At 56.3% G+C, this 20,549-nt stretch carries 20 protein-coding genes; 8 read left to right on the top strand and 12 right to left on the bottom strand.

The window, feature by feature from the left end; genetic code table 11:
* The coding region (locus ACZRJQ_RS21355) for a type I secretion C-terminal target domain-containing protein (protein WP_463980283.1) at positions 1 to 3,156 on the top strand (3,156 nt) is incomplete at its 5' end.
* A gap of 146 nt (positions 3,157 to 3,302) precedes the next feature.
* On the opposite strand, the gene ACZRJQ_RS21360 is transcribed toward ACZRJQ_RS21355, so the two are convergent.
* Both ACZRJQ_RS21360 and ACZRJQ_RS21365 read right to left on the bottom strand, forming a co-directional pair.
* Entirely contained in the window at positions 3,303 to 3,701 is a 399-nt protein-coding gene (locus tag ACZRJQ_RS21360; protein ID WP_463980284.1) for a YbaN family protein, read from the bottom strand.
* Positions 3,702 to 3,708: 7 nt separating this feature from the next.
* Positions 3,709 to 4,299: a UPF0149 family protein gene (locus ACZRJQ_RS21365; protein ID WP_463980285.1), complete on the bottom strand. Its 591-nt coding sequence runs from the start codon at positions 4,297 to 4,299 to the stop codon at positions 3,709 to 3,711.
* A gap of 271 nt (positions 4,300 to 4,570) precedes the next feature.
* Here ACZRJQ_RS21365 and recQ point away from each other — a divergent pair, with 271 nt between their 5' ends.
* Together recQ and ACZRJQ_RS21375 are read left to right on the top strand one after the other, a co-directional pair.
* Positions 4,571 to 6,700, top strand: a complete 2,130-nt coding sequence (gene recQ / locus ACZRJQ_RS21370; RefSeq protein WP_463980286.1) for a DNA helicase RecQ — start codon at positions 4,571 to 4,573, stop codon at positions 6,698 to 6,700.
* 118 nt (positions 6,701 to 6,818) lie between these two features.
* On the top strand, positions 6,819 to 7,253 hold the full coding sequence (locus ACZRJQ_RS21375; RefSeq protein ID WP_463980287.1) for a MarR family transcriptional regulator: 435 nt from the start codon (positions 6,819 to 6,821) through the stop codon (positions 7,251 to 7,253).
* A gap of 164 nt (positions 7,254 to 7,417) precedes the next feature.
* Here ACZRJQ_RS21375 and ACZRJQ_RS21380 read toward each other — a convergent pair whose 3' ends face one another.
* Positions 7,418 to 9,601: a patatin-like phospholipase family protein gene (locus ACZRJQ_RS21380; RefSeq protein ID WP_463980288.1), complete on the bottom strand. Its 2,184-nt coding sequence runs from the start codon at positions 9,599 to 9,601 to the stop codon at positions 7,418 to 7,420.
* A gap of 71 nt (positions 9,602 to 9,672) precedes the next feature.
* Here ACZRJQ_RS21380 and ACZRJQ_RS21385 point away from each other — a divergent pair, with 71 nt between their 5' ends.
* Positions 9,673 to 9,960, top strand: a complete 288-nt coding sequence (locus ACZRJQ_RS21385; protein WP_463980289.1) for an Rdx family protein — start codon at positions 9,673 to 9,675, stop codon at positions 9,958 to 9,960.
* Here the strand turns inward: ACZRJQ_RS21385 and ACZRJQ_RS21390 are convergent.
* The 3 genes from ACZRJQ_RS21390 to ACZRJQ_RS21400 all read right to left on the bottom strand — a co-directional run bounded on the left by ACZRJQ_RS21390 (position 9,954) and on the right by ACZRJQ_RS21400 (position 13,200).
* A complete protein-coding gene (locus tag ACZRJQ_RS21390; RefSeq protein WP_463980290.1) occupies positions 9,954 to 10,847 on the bottom strand; it encodes a DMT family transporter in 894 nt (297 codons plus the stop codon). The genes ACZRJQ_RS21385 and ACZRJQ_RS21390 overlap by 7 nt on opposite strands.
* A gap of 76 nt (positions 10,848 to 10,923) precedes the next feature.
* Complete coding sequence (locus tag ACZRJQ_RS21395) at positions 10,924 to 11,682, bottom strand: helix-turn-helix transcriptional regulator (RefSeq protein ID WP_463980291.1); 759 nt, start codon at positions 11,680 to 11,682, stop codon at positions 10,924 to 10,926.
* Between the two features lie 63 nt (positions 11,683 to 11,745).
* Entirely contained in the window at positions 11,746 to 13,200 is a 1,455-nt protein-coding gene (locus tag ACZRJQ_RS21400) for a TrkH family potassium uptake protein (RefSeq protein WP_463980292.1), read from the bottom strand.
* Between the two features lie 119 nt (positions 13,201 to 13,319).
* Between ACZRJQ_RS21400 and ACZRJQ_RS21405 the strand changes: the two genes are divergently transcribed.
* A complete protein-coding gene (locus ACZRJQ_RS21405) occupies positions 13,320 to 13,880 on the top strand; it encodes an NAD(P)H nitroreductase (protein WP_463980293.1) in 561 nt (186 codons plus the stop codon).
* 112 nt (positions 13,881 to 13,992) lie between these two features.
* On the opposite strand, the gene ACZRJQ_RS21410 is transcribed toward ACZRJQ_RS21405, so the two are convergent.
* The 6 genes from ACZRJQ_RS21410 to ACZRJQ_RS21435 form a co-directional block, all read right to left on the bottom strand.
* On the bottom strand, positions 13,993 to 15,330 hold the full coding sequence (locus ACZRJQ_RS21410; RefSeq protein WP_463980294.1) for a sensor histidine kinase: 1,338 nt from the start codon (positions 15,328 to 15,330) through the stop codon (positions 13,993 to 13,995).
* Positions 15,331 to 15,409: 79 nt separating this feature from the next.
* The gene (locus tag ACZRJQ_RS21415; protein WP_463980295.1) at positions 15,410 to 15,835 is read right to left on the bottom strand and encodes a Spy/CpxP family protein refolding chaperone; all 426 of its coding nucleotides are present in this window, start codon (positions 15,833 to 15,835) and stop codon (positions 15,410 to 15,412) included.
* A gap of 175 nt (positions 15,836 to 16,010) precedes the next feature.
* Positions 16,011 to 16,688 (bottom strand): response regulator transcription factor, encoded by a 678-nt coding sequence (locus tag ACZRJQ_RS21420; RefSeq protein WP_463980296.1) that lies wholly within the window; start codon positions 16,686 to 16,688, stop codon positions 16,011 to 16,013.
* Between the two features lie 12 nt (positions 16,689 to 16,700).
* Entirely contained in the window at positions 16,701 to 17,108 is a 408-nt protein-coding gene (locus tag ACZRJQ_RS21425) for an SH3 domain-containing protein (protein WP_463980297.1), read from the bottom strand.
* A gap of 113 nt (positions 17,109 to 17,221) precedes the next feature.
* Positions 17,222 to 17,521 carry a YciI family protein gene (locus ACZRJQ_RS21430; RefSeq protein WP_463980298.1) on the bottom strand — a complete coding sequence of 100 codons (300 nt, stop codon included), beginning with the start codon at positions 17,519 to 17,521 and terminating at the stop codon, positions 17,222 to 17,224.
* A gap of 1 nt (position 17,522) precedes the next feature.
* Positions 17,523 to 18,119 carry a septation protein A gene (locus tag ACZRJQ_RS21435; RefSeq protein ID WP_463980299.1) on the bottom strand — a complete coding sequence of 199 codons (597 nt, stop codon included), beginning with the start codon at positions 18,117 to 18,119 and terminating at the stop codon, positions 17,523 to 17,525.
* An 84-nt stretch (positions 18,120 to 18,203) separates the two neighbouring features.
* Here ACZRJQ_RS21435 and ACZRJQ_RS21440 point away from each other — a divergent pair, with 84 nt between their 5' ends.
* From ACZRJQ_RS21440 to ACZRJQ_RS21450, 3 genes are all read left to right on the top strand, one after another.
* On the top strand, positions 18,204 to 19,067 hold the full coding sequence (locus ACZRJQ_RS21440; protein WP_463980300.1) for a PHP domain-containing protein: 864 nt from the start codon (positions 18,204 to 18,206) through the stop codon (positions 19,065 to 19,067).
* A gap of 13 nt (positions 19,068 to 19,080) precedes the next feature.
* Positions 19,081 to 19,710 carry an L-threonylcarbamoyladenylate synthase gene (locus ACZRJQ_RS21445; RefSeq protein ID WP_463980301.1) on the top strand — a complete coding sequence of 210 codons (630 nt, stop codon included), beginning with the start codon at positions 19,081 to 19,083 and terminating at the stop codon, positions 19,708 to 19,710.
* Between the two features lie 68 nt (positions 19,711 to 19,778).
* Entirely contained in the window at positions 19,779 to 20,537 is a 759-nt protein-coding gene (locus tag ACZRJQ_RS21450; protein ID WP_463980306.1) for a segregation and condensation protein A, read from the top strand.
* The last annotated feature ends 12 nt before the right edge of the window (positions 20,538 to 20,549 follow it).

The raw sequence follows: 20,549 nt of genomic DNA on the forward strand, positions 1-20,549 counted from the left end.
CGCAGCGGCGTGGAAGGCGACACCATCACCCTCAACGTGCTGACCAACGACGTGTTGGGCGCCGACGGCGGGGCTGCAGGCGGTGCAGTGGTGGGCGTGAAAGTGGGCGTGAACCCGGCGACGGCTACAACGTCAGTCACCAGTGGTGGCAGTACCGTGATCAATGGCCTGTACGGCACCCTGATCCTGTCAGCCGACGGTACGGCGGTGTACAAAAGCACCCCGAACCTGGTGACGGGCGCTACAGCGACTGAAACCTTTACCTACACCATCCGCGATGCTGATGGCGATCAAAGCAGTACGACGCTGACTATAAACCTAACGGACAGCGGTCCACGAGTGCTTGGTGACACCCAGGTTCAAGTGAATGAAAGCGCTTTGGATACCCTCAAGGACGGCAATGACTTGGCGCCCGGAACGGTCACTGGCAGCGATCCGACGTCCACCGCAGAAACCGTCACGGGTAATTTGGCAGGCAACACCTCAGGTGGTGTTGGGCAACTGACTTTTACCCTGCAAGGCAGCACGACCGGGACGTATGGGCAGATTCAGCTCAATGCCAACGGCCAATACACCTACACCCTGACCTCGGCGCCTAAAACCACGCCGGGTGCCAACAACGGCGCCAACGTAGTGGCGGGTGAGACGTTCACCTATCAAGTGAAGGACTCTGTTGGTAACACCACCACGGGCACGATTAAAGTCAATATCGTCGATGACATACCCTCGGTTGTGGCGGGTAATCAATCGCTAACCTCGCAGCAAGTTGACTCTAACTTGCTGCTGGTGATTGACGTGTCGGGGAGTATGGCTTGGGATTCGGGTGTTCCTGGTAAAACCCGATTGCAGCTGGCGAAGGACTCCATTAACCAGTTGCTGGTCAAATACGCCGCGATGGGCAATGTCATGGTCGAGGTCGTGACCTTCAGCGATAGTTCAAAAAACGTCAGCGGTAAGTGGGTGACGGTGGCTCAAGCCAAGGCTTTTGTCGATGCGCTGCAGGCGGACAGTGGTACCAACTACGATGCAGGTATTGCAGGGTCCAAGACCGCCTTTGCAACCGCTGGCAAGTTGGTGGGTGCGCAAAACGTGGCGTACTTCTTCTCTGATGGCGAGCCCAACAGCGGCGATGCGATCGGGCCTGCGGACGAAGCGAGCCTCAAGACGTTTTATCAAGTCAACAACATCAACAGCTATGCCATTGGTCTGGGCACAGCCGCCACTAACCTGAACCTTGATCCAATCGCTTATAACGGCAGCACCAAAACTGATACCAACGCGGTAATTGTGACTGACCTGTCGCAATTGGATGCGGTGCTGACAGGCACTGTGCAGGCGCCCAAGGCAACAGGGTCGTTGCTGGATGGCGGGTCGTTTGGTGCGGATGGCGGCTTCATTAAAACGATCACCATCGACGGCATTACCTATACCTATAACCCAGCGGGCGCAGGCGCTGTGGCGTCAACAGGGTTGGCAACGCTTTATAGCTTCGATACGGTGACTAACACCCTGACGGTGACCACCAGCAAGGGCGGCAGCTTTGTCATTGACCTGGACACAGGGGAGTATGTCTACACGCTGACAAAAGTGGCAGCGACGGCATTCGACGAGACCATCACCTTTACGGTCAGTGACAATGACGGTGATCTGGCCGGCTCAGGCTTGGTGATTCATGTCACGCCAAACGCGGCGCCAGTGGCAGTGGCTGACAACATCATCACTAACATACTGTCATCGAGCATTGTGGTGCCTGCTGATCTGTTATTGGCCAATGATAGCGACCCTAATGGCGACCCTTTGACTGCCAGCCCCACCACCTTTCAAACATTGTGGGGGGCAAAAGGCGCGGACTTTACCGGCACGGCTGTCACGTCCAAAGTCACGTTCAACAATACCGCCAATACCTCGGCCAATCAGGCCATCACCCTTTCCCGAAGCGCCTTTCAGGCCAATACAACGGCTATGACGGCAGCGCTGGTAGTGTCGGGGCATTTGGGTGCTGTAACCATTGCTAATGCCAACGATGAGGACTTCATCAATGTCAGCCTCAAAAAGGGCGAAACATTGAACCTGAATCACGATTTGCCCAGCGGATGGATCAGCATGGAATACTCCTTTAATGGGGGAAACTATGTTGCGATTAATGATGGCCAGACCATTACCGCGGCACAAACCGGTGTCTATCAGATTCATTTGGTCAACATTGTCGATGGCGGGTCTTCAAATGGAAGCACGGCAGCTGAGAACTACAACCTGACAATGACCATCAACTACGGCAACTCGGCCGCTAACCCTGATTTTGCTGGCACTTACACCGCCACTGACACGTCTGGCAGCAGCAGTAGCGCAGGTGTCAACATCGCTTACCAGGCCGGGACTTCACTCTCGGGTACTGCCAACGATGATGTGATGCTGGTGGGGGCGGGCAATAACACCGTGCACGGGAATGGGGGGAATGATGTGCTGTCCGGCGGTGCCGGGAATAATAACTTCTATGGCGATGCCGGGAATGACTTGTTGTTCAGTGGCCCGGGTAATGACCTTTTGGATGGTGGTACGGGTGTTGATACTGCCAGCTATGCCCATGCCACTACGGGCGTAACTGTCACGCTCGGGCAGGTGGCTGCCCAGACGGGAGCGGGCATTGATACGTTGGTTTCGATCGAGAACTTGATCGGCTCCAACTACAACGACACGCTGATTGGTGACGGCGGTGCCAACGTGATTAATGGTGGTTTAGGCAATGACACGCTGATCGGCGGACTGGGTAACGACACGTTGATTGGCGGTGCTGGCAGCGATACGTTTTTGTGGCGTCAAGGTGATGTGGGGCGTGACACCGTGGCCGACTTTAAACCCGGCACCGACAAGCTTGACCTGTCGCAATTACTGCAAGGCGAGAGCGCTACATCAGCCTCGCTGGATGACTTCCTGCACTTCAAGGTCACGGTTGCAGGCACATCGCCAGTGACCACCATCGACATCAGTGCGGTGGCGGGCGGTGCGTCAGTTCAGACGATCGATTTGGCGGGGGTCAATCTGGCCAATCATTACGGTGTGACGCCGGGAGCAGGCGGGGTTATTGGTGGGGCGGATACAGCGACCATTATCAACGGCATGCTCAATGACCATTCGTTGAAGGTGGATACGGTGTAAGAGGAAACAGTAGGCCTGAGCTTGCTCGCCCTCATTTCGCTGCGTACTCGTAGAGGAATGAGGGTGGCTTGATCGCGAGCAAGCCCGCGTCTACAAACTAACGAGTGGCGTGAAAAAACGTTACGGCGATCAGGCAGAACGTTTAACTAGCGCTTTTCGAGGGTTTTCTGACGAAGGATATAAATGCTCACCAGCACTGCGCTGGTCAACATAAAGCTGCGTGCCCATATCAAGGGCACCAAATAGCAGGACAATCCAATGCTCAGCCACATCAGGCCAATGGCGTAAACCTTGCCCTTGAGCGGGATGCCGTTGCCATCAAGATAATCACGTATCCAAGGCCCGAGCCGAGGGTGCTCGACCAACCAGTGATAAAAACGAGGAGAACTGCGCGCAAAGCAGGCGGCAGCCAGTAACAGGAAAGGGGTTGTAGGCAAGACCGGCAAGAAAATACCGATGACCCCCAACACTACGCTCAGCCAGCCGATGGCAAACAGTGCGTAGCGCAGCAACCGTGGGCGGTTACTCGAAGGGGGCAAGGTCACTCAGCAATCAGTGGTGACGAGGCTTGAGGATCGCTGGTTTTTCGTCTGGAGCGTTGCACAGCAGGTACAGCGCTGTCAGGGCTTCAGGGATTTGAACGATCATGTCGTCCATCAAGTTGGCATCACTGGCGATGTCGGCGAACTCTGGTTGTTCATCGAACAAGCCCGAACCGACCATGATCGGCAGCAGCATTTCGCTGACTTCGTCTTCTGCGGTTTCGAACCAGGCTTCTTCACGGGTGAAAACGCCTTCCATGAAGCCGATGCACCAGCCGCGCAGGTCGGAATCATCCGGGTCATCGCCCAAGTCCAGATCGCAAGGCAGTTCGAACTCTTCGTCCGACGCCAGTTGGCGAGCGATATGGGCCTTGAGCTGGATCAAGGTGGCCTCGATCTCTGCGCGTTGGGCATCGTCTTTGTAGTGAGGCGACTCTTCAGAGAAGATGGCGTCAATCCATTCGCGCTCAGGGACTACTTCAGAGCAGATGGACAGGGCTGTCAGAAAACCGTGGGTGGCCACGTAGTCCAGCGCCTCGTCATGCAGCTCGTCGGCGTCGAGGAAGGCTTGCAGGCGGGTTAGTTGCTCAGCGAAGGACATTAAGGCATTACCTAGAAAATATACGATGTCGAATTCTAGGCTTTCTTGAGCCCGCAGGCCAGTCGCAGGGCACATTTGCCATCACTTCCCGGCGATCGGTGTTGTAATCACCGCGCCCTTTGCCGGGGACGGCTCGGGTATACTGCCGCGTTTTGTGATGCCCTGCGCTTAATGCGACGGATCCTGCGTCTGCTGCCCGAGGCTTTTAAAGGCTTGTGGCCACGCACGATACCGCCAGCGCGGGGGTGTTTCGGCGATTTCTGGAGTTTCTATGCTCGAACAGGCTCAACGCGTACTCAAAGACATCTTCGGCTATGACAGTTTCCGTGGCCGCCAAGGTGACATTATTGAGCGCGTGGCCAATGGTGGCGACGCTTTGGTGCTGATGCCAACGGGCGGCGGCAAATCCTTGTGCTTTCAGGTGCCCGCGCTGTTGCGTGATGGCTTGGCAGTGGTGGTTTCGCCGCTGATTGCCTTGATGGACGATCAGGTTGCCACGCTGGAAGAACTAGGCGTTGCCGCCGCAGCGTTGAATTCGACCCTGAGCGCTGAGCAGCAGCGTGATCTGGCGAATCGCATCAAGCGTGGTGAAGTGAAAATGCTGTATCTGGCGCCTGAGCGATTGGTGCAGCCGCGCATGATGGCGTTTTTACAAAGTTTGGACATTGCCCTGTTTGCTATCGACGAAGCACATTGCGTGTCGCAGTGGGGGCACGATTTTAGGCCCGAATACCTGCAATTGGGCCAGTTGGCCGAGATGTTTCCTAATGTGCCGCGCATCGCCCTGACCGCCACAGCAGACAAACGTACCCGCGAAGAAATCGTCACGCGCCTGCATTTGCAAAACGCAGAGCGCTTTTTGTCGAGCTTTGATCGCCCAAATATCTTTTATCGCATCGTGCCCAAAGAGCAGCCGCGCAAGCAGCTTTTGGCATTCCTGTCGGAGCGGCGCAGCGACGCGGGCATTGTGTACTGCCTGTCACGTAAAAAAGTCGATGAAGTAGCGCAGTTCCTGTGTGAACACGGGTTTCCGGCTTTGCCGTACCACGCGGGTTTGCCGAGCGACACCCGTGCAGCCAACCAAAAGCGCTTCCTCAATGAGGAAGGGCTGATCATGGTTGCGACCATTGCCTTTGGTATGGGAATCGACAAGTCCAACGTGCGCTTTGTTGCGCATTTAGATTTGCCCAAATCTCTGGAAGCTTACTATCAGGAAACCGGCCGGGCAGGCCGTGATGGTCTACCGGCAGATGCGTGGATGGCTTACGGCCTGCAAGACGTGGTGATGCTTAAGCAGATGCTGCAAAACTCTGAAGGCGATGAGCGGCACAAGCGCTTGGAGCATCACAAGCTCGACGCCATGTTGTCTTTGTGCGAAGAAACCCGCTGTCGCCGTCAGACTTTGCTCGCCTACTTTGATGAAGATATGCCGCAACCATGCGGGCATTGCGACAACTGCGTTGATGGCGTGCAAACCTGGGATGCGACGGAGCCTGCGCGTCAGGCGCTTTCGGCGATTTACCGCACAGGTCAGCGTTATGGCACTGGGCATTTGATCGACGTGCTGCTGGGCCGTGAGAACGAAAAAGTCCGTAGCTTTGGGCATCAACATTTGTCGGTGTTCGGAGTCGGTAAAGCGCGCGCCGAGGGGGAGTGGCGCACGCTGTTTCGCCAATTGGTCGCGCGTGGGCTGGCCGATATTGATATCGAAGGCTATGGCGGTTTGCGCTTGAATGACAGCTGCCGCCCGTTGCTTCGCGGCGAAGTGACATTGGAGTTGCGTCGTGAGCTCAAGCCACAAACCTCGGTCAAGAGCAGCTCTGCCAGCCCAGCCAGCCAATTGGTTCGCGGCGAAGAGCGCGAGCAATGGGAGGCCTTACGCGCCTTGCGTCGCAAACTGGCTGAAGAGCATGGCGTCCCGCCTTATGTCATCTTCCCGGACTCAACGCTGCTCGAAATGCTGCGCAGCCAACCGACGTCCTTGTCAGAAATGGCCACCGTCAGTGGTATCGGTGCACGCAAGCTGGAGCGTTACGGCGAAGCATTCCTCGAAGTGCTGGGCGGTCAGGCTGAAACCCCGAAAGTGGTTGCAGACATTCGACATGAGCTAATTAGCCTGGCGCGTGCCGGCATGACCCCGATGCAGATTTCAGGGCAATTGCAGTGTTCTGAAAAGAACGTTTACACCATGCTGGCTGAGGCTATCGGGCGTCAGGAACTGTCGTTGGAGCAAGCGCTGGACTTGCCAGAAGACCTGATGGAAGAAGTTCAGGATGCGTTTCTGGATGGAGAGGGTGAGCTGCCAAGCGTTGCCAGCATTGCTGAGCAGTTCAAAGGTCGGGTGCCGGAGGGTGTGCTGTATTGCGTGCGTGCGGCGTTGCAATCTGAGTTCGAAATTTAAACACCGTTTGCGTTATGTAACGATTGAGCGACGCGCAGGCCTTGCCTATCTGCAGGCTCCATGCTTAGCTGGCTAATAATTAGTTTCAGCCTATTTCAGTCTAACCATTGAGTTTTTTATGTCGTTAACGGATGAACATCGTTTTGGTATGCAACTGGCCCAAATGTCACGGGGTTGGCGTGCCGAACTGGATCGTCGCCTTGCGGGTCTGGGGCTTTCTCAAGCGCGTTGGCTGGTGCTGCTGCATTTGGCGCGATTTGACGGTGTGCCCACTCAGCGCGAATTGGCGCAAAGCGTAGGGGTTGAAGGCCCGACCTTGGCTCGATTGCTCGACAGTCTTGAAGCACAAGGGCTGGTGCAGCGCCATGCAGTGGTTGAAGACCGTCGCGCAAAGAAAATCGTACTCAGTGATACTGCCCGTCCGTTGATTGCACAAATCGAAGCCATCGCCACGGCGCTGCGTCACGAGCTGTTTGTGGGTATCAGTGAAGAAGAACAGCGCCTTTGCATGCGGGTTCATAGCCAAATTTTGGCCAACCTCGAAAAGAACTGATCCTCACCTATACCGATGGCTACGATCTTTTGACCCTGAAGGGTCGCAGCCTTCGGCAACGTCTGCCAAATGCCCGCCTGTAGTCGTTGATGAGTAGAGCGGGGCTACGTCTGGTAAGGCAGCCGCCGCATCGTCAGGCAGGTTCATTTGCGTGATTAGCGACCTTAAAACGTCTGCCCCAAATTCAAATACAACGCCTTCTGATCATCATCGTTAAAACCGTAGCTGAAGTTGAGCGGGCCTAACGGTGTGTCGAAGCCGATAAAAATGCTCGCCGCATTGATATAGCCACTGTCGAATTCGTTGTCGTTGTTCCAGGCGCGCCCGCGCTCCAGCGAAGCGCCGGCGTATAGCGGGAAATCAAACGGCAAATAAGAACGGGGCGTGAGTCGTCGGTAATAAACGGCACGCATCAGGCTGATGTTCTGTCCTGAAATGGCATCTTGCCTGAAACCCGACAACTGGCGTGCGCCCCCCAGCAAGAAGCTTGAGGTGACAACCTCTGCTTTGTCTAACGTGCGCCCATAGCGCCCGCCCAAAACCCACGTGTTGGGGCCATGACTCAGCGCTTTGTCTAAATGAAACTCCCACTGACGGTATTTTTCATCAGAGCCCAGCGCGGGATCAAACTGGCGCACGCTTAGGCCAATGTCTTCGCCCGAGTGCGGGAAGTAGACGTTATCCAGTGAGTCGAACGAGTATTTAATGTCGTAAAAGCCTTCGTTGAAGCTCGTGCTTGGCAAATCGCGTTCGCCAATTCTGACATCGGCTTTGCCCCAAGCTTCGCCAATCCCGAGGCGAATTTCGCCACTGTTGCCAATTTGGCGGCCCAAGTTCAAGCCAAAGCCGTAACGCTCAAGCCGGTATTCAGCGATGGGGTCGTTGTCCAATATGGCTTCGACGTTTTGTGACTGGGCATGAATGTACGGCGCGACAAAGTAGCGTGAACCGGCATCCAGAGGCTGATAAAACTCGCTGTACAACTCTTGTTGATCGCCGATTTGCACCCGTGTCAGCCACTCGGCGCCTAACTTATTGATGCCGTTGACCCGATAACTGGCGCCGATATTGAATGCGCTGTCGCCGCGCATGTCGTCAGACAAATTGAGCCCCAGTCTTAAGTAGTCAGTGCCACTGCGTTTGCCGCGCGCGCTGATCACCAATGTCTGCTCTTTGCCTTTGTGTACGACTCGATATTGCACCTGCTCGAAATAATCCAGGCCATACAGGGTGCCCATGTCCCGCTGTAAACGTCCCAGATCCAGCGGTTCACCCACGGGTTGGCGGATGTAGTAACGGATCACCGAATCGCCGATTTTGGAGTCATTTTCAATTTTGATCGCGGTAATGATCGGGTTACGTTGTTCGGGTGAGCGCGCTGCATTGAGCTGCACGTCTGCAGGCTGGCGCAAGCTGGCCATGCGCTTTTCGAGCACCTGTGTGGCCCGGTAGCCTGCATCGATGATCTCTTGCGAGTGGCCAAAGTCAGTCACGCCAAAACTGGCGAGCGAAGGTTGAATCAGTACATCGTCAGGTTGAAGAGAAGCCAGTTGCACTTCAGAGTTGCTGCGCGTCATCAAGGTGATGGACTGGTTGAGGATATCGAACACTGTATTGAGCTGTTTGCGCCCACGTAGCGGGGTGCCGATGTCGACCACAATGACCCTATCGACACCCATTTCGCGAGCCACATCCACCGGGACGTTATCGACCATACCGCCGTCTACCAGCAATTGGCCGTTGATTTCGACAGGAGCAAACACCGCTGGAAGCGACATGCTGGCGCGAATCACCTGAGGCAGGTGGCCTTTGCGAAATACCACTTTTTGACCGTTAACAATGTCGGTGGCCACGGCGCGAAAGGGGATGGGCAGTTTGTCGAAATCACGAATATCACTGCTGTGGGCCAGCAGGCTTTCGAGCAGCAAGGACAGGTTTTGGCCCTGAATCACGCCCAGCGGCAGGCCCAAGCTGCCATCGTCGCGAAAGCTGAGTTTTTGTTTAACCAAAAAATCCCGGTCATCCTGTTTGCGCCGAAACGGGACGTCTTCTCGAGCGGGTGAGTCGGATAAAGCCTCTTGCCAGTCGATATTGAGTGCGAGCTTTTCCAGTTCGTCGATCTTGTAGCCCGAGGCATACAAGCCGCCAATGACCGCACCCATACTGGTGCCCGCAATGGCATCAATATGAATGCCTTGCTCTTCCAGTGCTTTGAGCACACCGACGTGTGCCAGGCCGCGAGCTGCGCCGCCGGACAACACCAGACCAATTTTTGGGTGTGGGGTTTGCGCTGCAAACAGAACCAGCGGGCAAAGGCAAAGGAGTAGACAACTGAGCAGGCGGCGCATCTTGGATCTCTGGGCAAGCGAGAAAGGCGGCTATTATAGCGGCGCCTTTCATTACTTGAGCCTTAGAAATTATGTCGCAGAGCAAGCCACACATTGTCATCACCTACTGCACTCAATGCCAATGGTTGTTGCGTGCAGCGTGGCTGGCCCAAGAACTGCTCAGCACCTTTGCTGACGACTTGGAGCAGGTTGCGCTCAAGCCCGGTACGGGTGGGGTGTTTCACATCACGTGTGATGGCATCCAAATTTGGGAGCGCAAGGCCGATGGTGGCTTCCCTGAAGCCAAGGTGCTCAAGCAGCGGGTACGCGATCAAATCGACCCGCAGCGTGATCTGGGGCATAACGACCGGGTTCAGTGAGAGGTAGCGTCCAATACGGGCTTGGGCGGTGTCGGGCCACTGGCCAGGCGACTTGAAACCACAATCGCGATGATGATCAGTGCGCCGCCCAGCAGCATACGCAGCGTAGGTGTTTCGTGAAACAACACCCACGCCAGCGTGATGCCGTAAACCGGCTCCAGAGCAAACACAACAGCGGCGGTGCGTGCCTTGATGACCGCCAGGCTGGCGACGAACAGGCTGTGAGCCACACCGGTGCAAAGCACGCCGAGCAGGCTAATCCACAACCAGTCAAGCGGGCGCACTTCGCCAAGCTCTGGTGCGGCAAAGGGCAGCAGACACACCGCAACTACTGCGTTTTGCCACATAGCTGCTTGCACTGCGGGGACTCGTCCAGCGTTGGCACGATTGTTTAATGACAGCAACGAGAACAACAGCCCCGAAGCAATGGCCCATAACAGGCCTTCTGTGGCCTGACTGGCCAGATCAAATGCCGGTGTGACGAGGATCAGCCCCACACTGACCAGTACCACCAGCACGATTTCGTTGACGCGAATCCGTTCGCGAAAAATCAGCCCTTCGAGGATCACAGTAAAAGCCGGGAAGCTGGCAAAGCCTAGTGTTGCAATGGCGACGCCGGCGATTTTGACCGAAACAAAAAAACTCACCCAATGCCCGGCCAGCAGCAGGCCGCTGAGCAGCAGGCCACGAACGTCGCGGCTGGTGAGTGTTTGCCAGCGTGTATCTTTGGACAGCACTGCAAAACTGGCGAGCGCCAAGACTGCAAACCCGGCGCGGCCAAACACAATAATCGACGCCGAAGCCGCAGCGAGTTTGCCAAATACGCCTGTCAGGCCGAACAGCAAAGCACCGATGTGAAGCGCCCCCAAGGCGGTACGCGGGGTCATGGCAGTCCTTAGTCGAGAGTAACAAGGCGTGCAGTCTAAGGCGCTCGCACGCTGGGTGTCTGTCGTTAAACAAGCGTCAGTTGTCGCCAGACTCGCGGCGCAAAGCGCTGGGCGAAGCATCGAACTCACGCAGCATCGCGGCAGAGAATGCACTTTGTGATGAATAACCGACTCGGTTGGCAACGTCCCCAATGGGTAACGTACTGTGGCGCAGCAGGTGCAATGCGCTGTGCAAGCGACGATGACGAATGTAATCCATGGGAGTTTGCCCACTTTCACTCAGAAAGCGGCTGTGCAAGCGAGCGCAGGACAAACCGGCAATACGGGCCAAATCTGCGACTTGGAGCGGGTAAGCCGCATTTTGTTCGATGTAGGTATCCAATGCCGCCCAAGGCAGGCGTTTTGACTGGACATGCTCTGTTGCGAGGGCGTTCAAACTGGCCAGCAATAAAACCGCACCTTGGCGAGCCATCACAGGATCACTCATGGCACTGGTGGCGAGCCAGTTGACCAATTGATGCTGCTTTGGTGTCAGGCTCAAGTGCCCCGCAGTGCCGAGCAGTCGGCGACTGGTATCGGCGTGTGCGCCCAATGATTGAGCAAGCCAGTCTTCGTTCGGTACATCGAGTACCAAGCAATGGCTGCCGCGTGCGCTCTCGCAGGTGTGATGATGGCCTTCAGGTATTACCAGCAAATGGTGTTGCTGCAACAAACTGGCCCGGCCGTCTACCTCGAAGTCGAGCTTGCCAGACAAGTTGATCACCACCTGTGCGTGCTCATGACTGTGAGCAATCACGTCTTGGCGATAATGACGCAGTGACAGGATGTGGCCCATAGTGGTCTCTGTCGGCTAATGACGTTAAGGGTCAAAGAGCGCACTCCTACAGAAGCGCTGTTATCAGTGCCGCCAAAACGCCGGTATGCACAGAACAAACACGGTAATGATCTCTAGACGTCCAAGCAACATGCCCAACGACAGGATCCACTTGGCTGCATCCGGCAGGGTGGCAAAGTTGCCTGATGGCCCAATGGTCTCGCCCAGCCCCGGCCCCACACCAGACACGGTGCTGGCGGCCCCGGTGAGGGCGGTCATCCAGTCCAGACCCAGCAGCGACAGGGCCAGTGCAATCACGCAAATGGTGATGGCAAAGAAGAACGAGAACGTGAGAATCGAGCGTACGATTTCTTCATCGAGCCGGTGGCCGTTGTACTTTTGTTTGATCACCGCCCGCGGGTGGATCAACTGATTCAGGTTGGCCTTGAGCAGGATATAAGCGACTTGAAAGCGGAAAATTTTGATCCCGCCCGCTGTCGAGCCGGAACAGCCGCCAATAAAACCCAGATAGAAAAACAGCATCAGTGAGAAATTGCCCCACAGGCTGTAGTCGCCAAGGGCAAAACCGGTGGTGGTGACCACCGACGTGACGTTTAGCGCCACATGGCGAAAGGCGTCCCACCACGGCATGTTGGTCGTCCACCAATACCAAGTGCTCAGCACCAGCCAAGTCACCAGCAGCAGCCCGAGTAAACCTTGAACTTGTTGGTCTTTGATCAGGGCCTTGCGGTGGCCGCGCAGCGTGGCGACGTACAAGGTGAAGGGCAAGCTGCCCATAATCATGACGACAATCGCGACCCAGTGAACAGCCGGTTGTGACCATTTGGCCAGCGATTGGTCGGAGGTCGAGAACCCGCCCGTAGAAATGGCCGACATGGCATGGTTGATCGAATCAAAAACGCTCATGCCCGCCCACCAAAAGGCCAGACTGCCCAGGATGGTGATGCCCACATAAGTGGCCACAATCAGTCGGGCCACCATGTGTGAGCGGGGCATGACTTTTTCAGAGCGGTCAGACGACTCGGTCTGGAACAGACGCATGCCGCCGATTCGCAGCAAGGGCAAAATGGCGACAGCCATACCGATAAAGCCGATACCGCCTAGCCAGTGCAGCATGGAGCGCCACATCAGGATGCCCGGCGACATGGTGTCCAGCCCACTGAGCACCGTTGCGCCGGTGGCGGTAATGCCGGACATGCTTTCGAAAAATGAGTCGGTGTAGCTGATGTGCTGGGTCAGCAAAAATGGCAGCGCAGCAAAGATACACACCACCACCCAGCTGGAGACAGTCAGCAGGTACATGTCGCGCGGGCGCAGGTGAACTTGTTCCGGTCGTCCCGGTAAAACCAGCGCCAACCCTGCAACAAAGGTAATCAGACTGGCCCAGAGAAAGGACGGCAAGTCGCCCAGATGATCGTAAATCACCAGTGTCAGCATAGGCACGGCCATGCTGACCGCCAACGTAATCAGGAAGATGCCGATGATAAAACCAATGATGCGTAAAGTCGGCAACGCCATGAAGTCAGCTCGGGCATGGAAGAGGGGCGCCATTCTACCTGTGGGCGGGGGTATGTAAACCGCCAACCCTGTAGGAGATACCGTTAGAATAGCCGCACATTTTCATCAGGAGGTGGCCGATGGAGGCTCTCGACGCTTTACTCAACCGTGTTTCTGCTCCGCGCCTGCTCGATCCTGCGCCTACGGCACAACAGCGAGAAGCCCTTTTCGCAGCGGCCCTGCGGGCTCCCGACCATGGTCAATTACGACCTTATCGTTTTTTGACTGTTGAAGGCCAAGCCCGCCAGCAGTTGGGCGAAATACTGGCCGAGGCCGTGCAAGCTCAAGGCGGCGAAGTGACTCAGGCGGCATTGGATAAAGCCCGGGCCATGCCATTGCGCGCACCCTTGGTGGTGGTTGTGGTTGCACGCTTGCAAGAGCATTTCAAAGTGCCCAAGTCTGAGCAGCTGATCACTGCGGGCTGTGCAGCCCATGCCATTGAGCTGGCGGCTTACGCTCAAGGCATTGGCGCTGTGTGGCGCACGGGCGAATTATCGTATGCGCCGCAGGTGGCCAAAGGGCTTGGCTTGGCGCAAAACGAAGAAGTGGTGGCTTTTCTTTACTTGGGCACTGCGCAAAATGAACTGCGCACGGCTCCCAAAGTGGATACCACCGAATTCGTAACCGCATGGTCGGCGTAAGGATAAGCACCTTACTGCACTCTACGGGTTAGCGAAAAACGCGGTAGCAACTACCGAAGGCTGCGATTTTGTCCAAATAAAGTTCGCAGCCTGCGCGACAGCAGTCATTTTTTTAAAGTGTGCCGCTTGGCTTTAAAGGCAGCTCTAGGGTGGCAACAAACCCGCCGTCCGGGTGATTGTTCAGCACCAAGCGCCCACCGTGACGCTCTGCTGCCCGGCGTGCAATCGCCAGGCCCAGGCCATGCCCGGCAGCCGTTTGGCCCGGCGCACGGAAGAAGGGCTCGCCCAACTGTGTCAAATACTCTTCTGCCACCCCCGGCCCGTGATCGCGAACGCTGATGAGGATGCGTTCGTGCTCGCGCACGGCCGTCAACTCAATCGGCTGCTGCTGCGGGTTGAAACGCTGCGCGTTACGCAACAGGTTATCCACGGCCCGTTCAATCATGGTGGGCCAGCCACTGAGCGTGAGATCGGGGTCGGCCGTGAGCTGCACATGTTGTTCGGGGGCCGCCATTGAAGCGTCTTTTTGCACCGCAGTGAGTAGCGCATTCAGTTCGATGTGTTCGGCGCTGGCTTGATCGGCATCAACCCGGGCCAGTGTCAGGATTTCGCTGATCAATGATTCCAGGCGATCACACTCACGGGTCAAACGTGGCCAGAGCTTTTCTCGCTCATCTGGGCCAGCACGCTCGGCCAGCGCCAAGGCGATACGTAATCTGGCCAAGGGTGATCGTAACTCGTGGGACACATCACGTAGTAATTGCCGTTGGCTACCGATCAGGCTTTGCAGGCGTGCGCCCATACGGTTGAAGTCAGTGGCCAGCACGCCAAACTCGTCGCGCCTTGAGGCCAGTCGCGCCAAGCTGTTTTGTTGATATGTGGTTTGCCCCAAATCATGCACCGCTCCCCGTAAACGGCTCAGCGGTCTGGTAATCGATAGTGTGACCAGCAGGCTGAACAGCGTCAGCACCACGAGGGCAATCCCCAGCGCGCTTAACGGCCAGATCAAGCTTTCGCGATGCCAGGCGTCCAGCTCAGGGTTTGGGATCCGGTAAATCAGCAGGTAGGTTTCTGCTGTAGTGGGGCTGGTGTATTCGACTGTCAGGCGACGCCAAGGCAATTGATTGTCTGTGCCGTGGCTTTGCCGGGCTTCCCAAGCTGCGGCCCTGCGCGGGAAAGTGCCTCGCACCAGTGGGTCGCCACTTTCATTGAGCACTTGCACGTCAATGTGATAACGGCGCTTGCGACGTTCAAGAAAATCCTGAGCCGCGTCGGCACCCTGGGTTTCATAACGCTGGGTCCATTCCTGAGCCAGCGAAGCAATGCCGGGGTGACGGCTGAGAATCCACGCGTCCTGATTGAGCATGTGCCCAAGCAGGATCGACAGCCCTGCGACCAAGGCAATTGCCAGCCAAAAACTGGCAAGAATGCGCCAAAACAGTGATCGCACGGTGTGTCCTCATGGGTGATGAATTAAAACGGCCAAAGCCCAACGGCTGGTGGGCCGTTGGGCTTGGAAGGTGCGCGGATTATTGCGCTTTTGGAGCCTGTTGTGCTTTCCAGTCTTTGAACTGTTTCCACTCGGCTTGACGTTCAGTGCGTTTCTTTTGCATGTCGTCGAAACGTTTTTGCTGATCAGGCTTGAGCAAAGCACGAATATCGCTCTGGGTCTTCTCGTGCTTGGCAGCGATTTCGTCTTTCAGCGCCTTTTGATCAGCTGCTGGGAGTTTCTCCAGATACTTTTCGACCAGTTGCTTACGTTCTTGCATTTGCTCGCCCATCAACTTGCCAATTTGCTGGCGCTGTTCGCGGCTCAGGTCCAGTTGGCTGTAAGGGGCGTTGTGGCCATGCTGCCCGCCGTGACGTTGACCCATTGGGCCGTCGCCTCCAGGCATGGCCATTGCAACGGTTGGCAGAGCAGCAGCGAACATCAAAGCAATTAGAGTCTTACGCATGGTGTGTCTCCTTATTACGGTTCCGGTGAATCCGGATGCGCCCAGTTTAGGGAGATCAAGGTCAATCGCTGTCAGCCAAGCGTAAAGCTTAGGTAAAGAAGGTTTTGCTGCAGGTTTACAAAAGGGAAACGCGCCCGTGAGGGTTGCGAAGGGGGCGCAACGGCCTCACATGTGTTCAGGCGCTGTAGTAATAACCTCGGCTGCGCAGGGCGACGATACGCGGGCTGCCATCAGGGTGCGGTCCAATCTTTTTGCGCAAGTTGCTGACGTGCATGTCCAGGCTGCGGTCGTACAGGGTCAGCTTGCGCCCTAGGGCGATTTGGGCCAGTTCCTGTTTGTCCAGTGGTTCGCCTGGCTGGCGCAACAAAGCCTCAAGGATGCGGCTTTCAGAAACGGTCAGAGTGATGTCGTGTTCGTTGATCGTGACGACCCCGCGCATTGGGCTGAAGCACAGGTCGCCCAGTTCCAGTTGAGTGGAGACCGCAGCCGGGTGGCTGCGTCGCAGCACCGCACGCAAACGGGCAGTCAACTCGCGAGGGTCACAGGGCTTGGCCAAGTAGTCATCAGCACCCAGTTCCAACCCTAAAATCCGGTCCAGAGGTTCTCCGCGAGCGGACAGCATCAGCACTGGCAGGTCAGGGTGGTCGTTACGCAATTGTTTGAGAAGCTCAAGGCCGCTGCCATCGGGCAGCATCACATCCAGCACCACGGCGTCAGGGCTGGACTCTGCAAGCGCCTTGCGAGCGCTGAAGCCATCGTGGCAAGCGCGAACCTGAAAGCCTTCCTGGCTCAGCCAACTGGTCAGCAGCTCGCATAACTCCTGATCATCATCTATCAGTAACAGGTCGCTCATGTCTCACTCAATTTATAGCCATTGCCGACGCTGTTTACGCCCGCCAGTGGCGAAGATACCGCACAGCAGTGCCAATAGCGCTACTGCGCCGCCGATCACAAACCATTTTTGCTGCTCGGTGAGCAGATTAAAACCGGGGCTGGCTTCAGCTTGAGTCAACTGCTGCTTGAGGTTTTGGTTCTCTTGGCGCAGTTGGCTTAATTGCTTGCTTTCGCGGGCTGTGTCAGCGCTTTTTAGCGCTTGGCTTAACTCACTGCGTAGGCGTTCGCTTTCTTTGAGACGTTGCTGCAAGTCGGTGATTTGAGTGCCTGCGCTAAGCGACAGCGGCACCGAGTTGTCATTAACGGGCATGTCTTCAGCCTGTGCCAGAGTACCGACCGAGCACATGATCAACAGCAAACACAGCAAACCTTGGCGCATCCCAACTCCTCATTTTTATAAGACATTCGGCAGGTTGTCGGCCGCCAAACGAGAATAATGAGCAGTGATACGGCGCAGTCAATCGGCTAAAAGGATTCACTGCGCCGCAGGGCTTACGGCAGAACTTGTTTGAACGGCTTGACGATCACATTGGCATAAACGCCTGCCGCGATGTACGGGTCAGCATCGGCCCAGGCTTGGGCGGCGCTCAGGGAGTCAAACTCGGCAACGATCAGGCTTCCGCTAAAACCGGCCGAGCCCGGATCATTACTGTCGATGGCAGGGTGCGGCCCGGCCAGTACGACACGGCCCTGGTCTTTAAGTTGATTGAGGCGCTCAAGGTGTGCCGGGCGAGCAGCCAGACGAGCTTCCAGCGAATTGGCGACGTCTGTGGCAATGATTGCGTAGAGCATGTCAGTCCTCGGTTTTGGAGGTTGAAGGGTCGGTGTCATGCAGGTGGCGCGACAGATAAATGCCTTGGCCTACCAAAAACAACAGGGTCATGCCCAAGCTGCCGAACACTTTAAAGTCGACCCAGATGCTTTGGAAAGTGAAGGCCACAAACAGGTTGGCTGCGCCGCAGAAGATAAAGAAGGCGACCCAGGCCAGATTGAGGCGAGTCCACACAGCATCGGGCAGGGTCAAGGCATGACCCATCACGCGTTTGATCAGTAGCTTGTCGCCAATGAAGTGGCTACCGGCAAAAGCCAGTGCAAACAGCCAGTTCACCACTGGCGCCTTCCATTTCAGGAAGGTTTCGCTGTGAAACGCCAGCGTCAGGCTGCCAAACACTAGGCAAGCAATCAGCGTCAGCCATTGGCTTTTTTCGAGTTTGCGTTGAGAGATAAACAACGCACCGTAGACCACCAGAGAGCTGATGATCAGCATCGCAGTGGCGCTGTAGATACCGCCGACCGTCAGGCTGTGCCCGGCGATTTCGACGATGCGCGGTTCGATTTTGTAGACGATGAAAAACAGTAACAGCGGGATGAAGTCGATGAATTGTTTCACAGTGGCAGCCAGAAGCAGGATGTGTCGGCATAATAACAAACATCAATGACAGCGAAAGCGTCAGCTAGAGGTTATTAAATTCCCGTGGAAATTGACTTGCATTGCCATAGCACAGCGTCTGACGGCGCTTTGGCGCCCGCGGTACTGGTTGCGCGTGCGTTCGAGAAAGGTGTGCGAGTCCTGGCCCTGACCGATCACGATACACTTGAGGGCCTTGAAGAGGCCCGTGCAGCCGCTCAGGCGCTGAACATGCAGTTGGTTAACGGCGTCGAATTGTCTTGTACTTGGGGCGGGGCGACGATTCATGTGCTCGGCTACGGTTTTGACATCAACGCTCCGGCGCTGCTGGAGGCAATTGCCAAGCTGCATGAGGGCCGTTGGCTGCGTGCCGAAGAAATCAGCCGCAAGCTGGCACTTAAAGGTATGCCTGGCGCCCTTGAAGGTGCGCGGGCCATTCAAAAAACTTTGGGCGATAGCGGCAATGCGCCTGCCCGTCCGCATTTTGCGGACTTTTTGGTAGAGGCGGGGTATGTCAAAGACCGTGCCGAAGCGTTCCGCAAGTGGCTGGGTGCCGGCAAATTGGGCGATGTTAAGCAGCATTGGCCAACCCTCGAAGACACCGTTGGCACCCTGCGTGCTGCTGGTGCCTGGGTCAGTCTGGCGCACCCGTCGCATTACGATTTCACGCGTAGCAAACGCCGACGCCTGATTGGCGACTATATTCAAGCAGGGGGTCACGCGATTGAGGTCGTCAATGGCTATCAGCCCGCTGAGCAAGTGGGCGGCCTGGCGATTCTGGCGCGTGAGTTCGGTCTGCTGGTGACTGCCGGCAGTGATTTTCATGGCCCTGGAGGCTGGTCCGAGATTGGCGAATATCGCCCCATCCCGGAAGATCTGCCGCCATTGTGGTGTCGATTTAAATATGACCAGCCCACTGCCAACGTCTGAACAGGTAAACAACGTGAGTCAATTTTTCCAGATTCATCCGGAAAACCCTCAGCCGCGCCTGATTAAACAGGCGGTTGAGATCATCAGAAAAGGCGGCGTGGTGATCTATCCCACCGACTCGTCTTACGCGGTCGGTTGCCAAATGGGCGACAAGCACGCCATCGAAAGGATCAAGCGCCTGCGCAATCTAGACGATAAACACAACTTCACTCTGATGTGCAGTGACCTGTCCCAACTGGGGCTGTTCGCCAAGGTCGACACCGGTACGTTCCGTTTGCTCAAGGCCCACACGCCGGGGCCGTACACGTTTATCCTCAATGCCACCCGTGAGGTGCCGCGTTTATTGCTGCACCCCAAGCGTCGCACCATTGGTATGCGCGTGCCCAGCCACCCGCTGGCGCTGGCATTGTTGGCTGAGCTCAATGAACCGCTGATGAGCGTAACCCTGATTCTTCCGGGGCAAGCCGAGCCAATGGAAGACCCATACGAAATCCGTGATGCACTGGAAAAACAAGTCGACCTGATCATTGATGGCGGCTTTGGTGGCCACAAGGCTTCGACGGTGATCAGTCTGGTGGACGAAGAACCAGAAGTGGTTCGTGTGGGGTGCGGTGACCCGACGCCGTTTATGGTCGAGGCCTGATGTCTGACGTTGAAGTGATTGAAGCCGCAGACCCTCAAGCCGGTGCTCAGCAAGAACTGCCGTTTGCGATGGTTTATGGCCAGGCCGTCATCGAAATGCCTCAAGACTTGTACATCCCTCCGGATGCACTTGAGGTCTTTCTCGATGCGTTTGAAGGTCCGCTCGACTTGTTGCTGTACCTGATTCGCAAGCAAAACATCGACATTCTCGACATCCCCGTAGCGGAAATTACCCGGCAATACATGGGTTATGTTGAGTTGATGAAAACGGTGCGTTTGGAGTTGGCAGCCGAGTACCTAGTCATGGCCGCGATGTTGGCCGAGATCAAGTCACGCATGCTGTTGCCGCGCTCAGCCGAGATCGAAGAGGACGAGGGCGACCCGCGTGCCGAATTGATACGACGCTTGCAGCAATACGAGCGCTTTAAGGCCGCAGCTGAAGGGATTGATGGTTTAAGCCGGGTAGGGCGCGATGTGGTCGTGCCCAAACTGGATGCGCCTGAAGCCCGGGCGCGCAAACTGGTGCCCGATGTGGCGCTCGAAGAGCTGCTGATGTCGATGGCCGAAGTGTTGCGCCGCTCGGACATGTTTGAAAGCCATCAGGTCAGTCGCGAGGCGTTGTCTACCCGTGAACGCATGAGCGATGTGCTAGAACGCCTCAAAGGCGCAGGTTTTGTCCCCTTTGTTGAGCTGTTCACTGCCGAAGAAGGGCGTTTGGGGGTGGTCGTGACTTTTATGGCCATCCTTGAACTGGTCAAGGAGTCCTTGATCGAATTGGTACAGAACGAGCCCTACGCGGCGATCCATGTGCGGGCGAGAGCCGAGTAAAGAGCTGAAACC

It is taken from the genome of Pseudomonas sp. E315 (assembly GCF_055406205.1).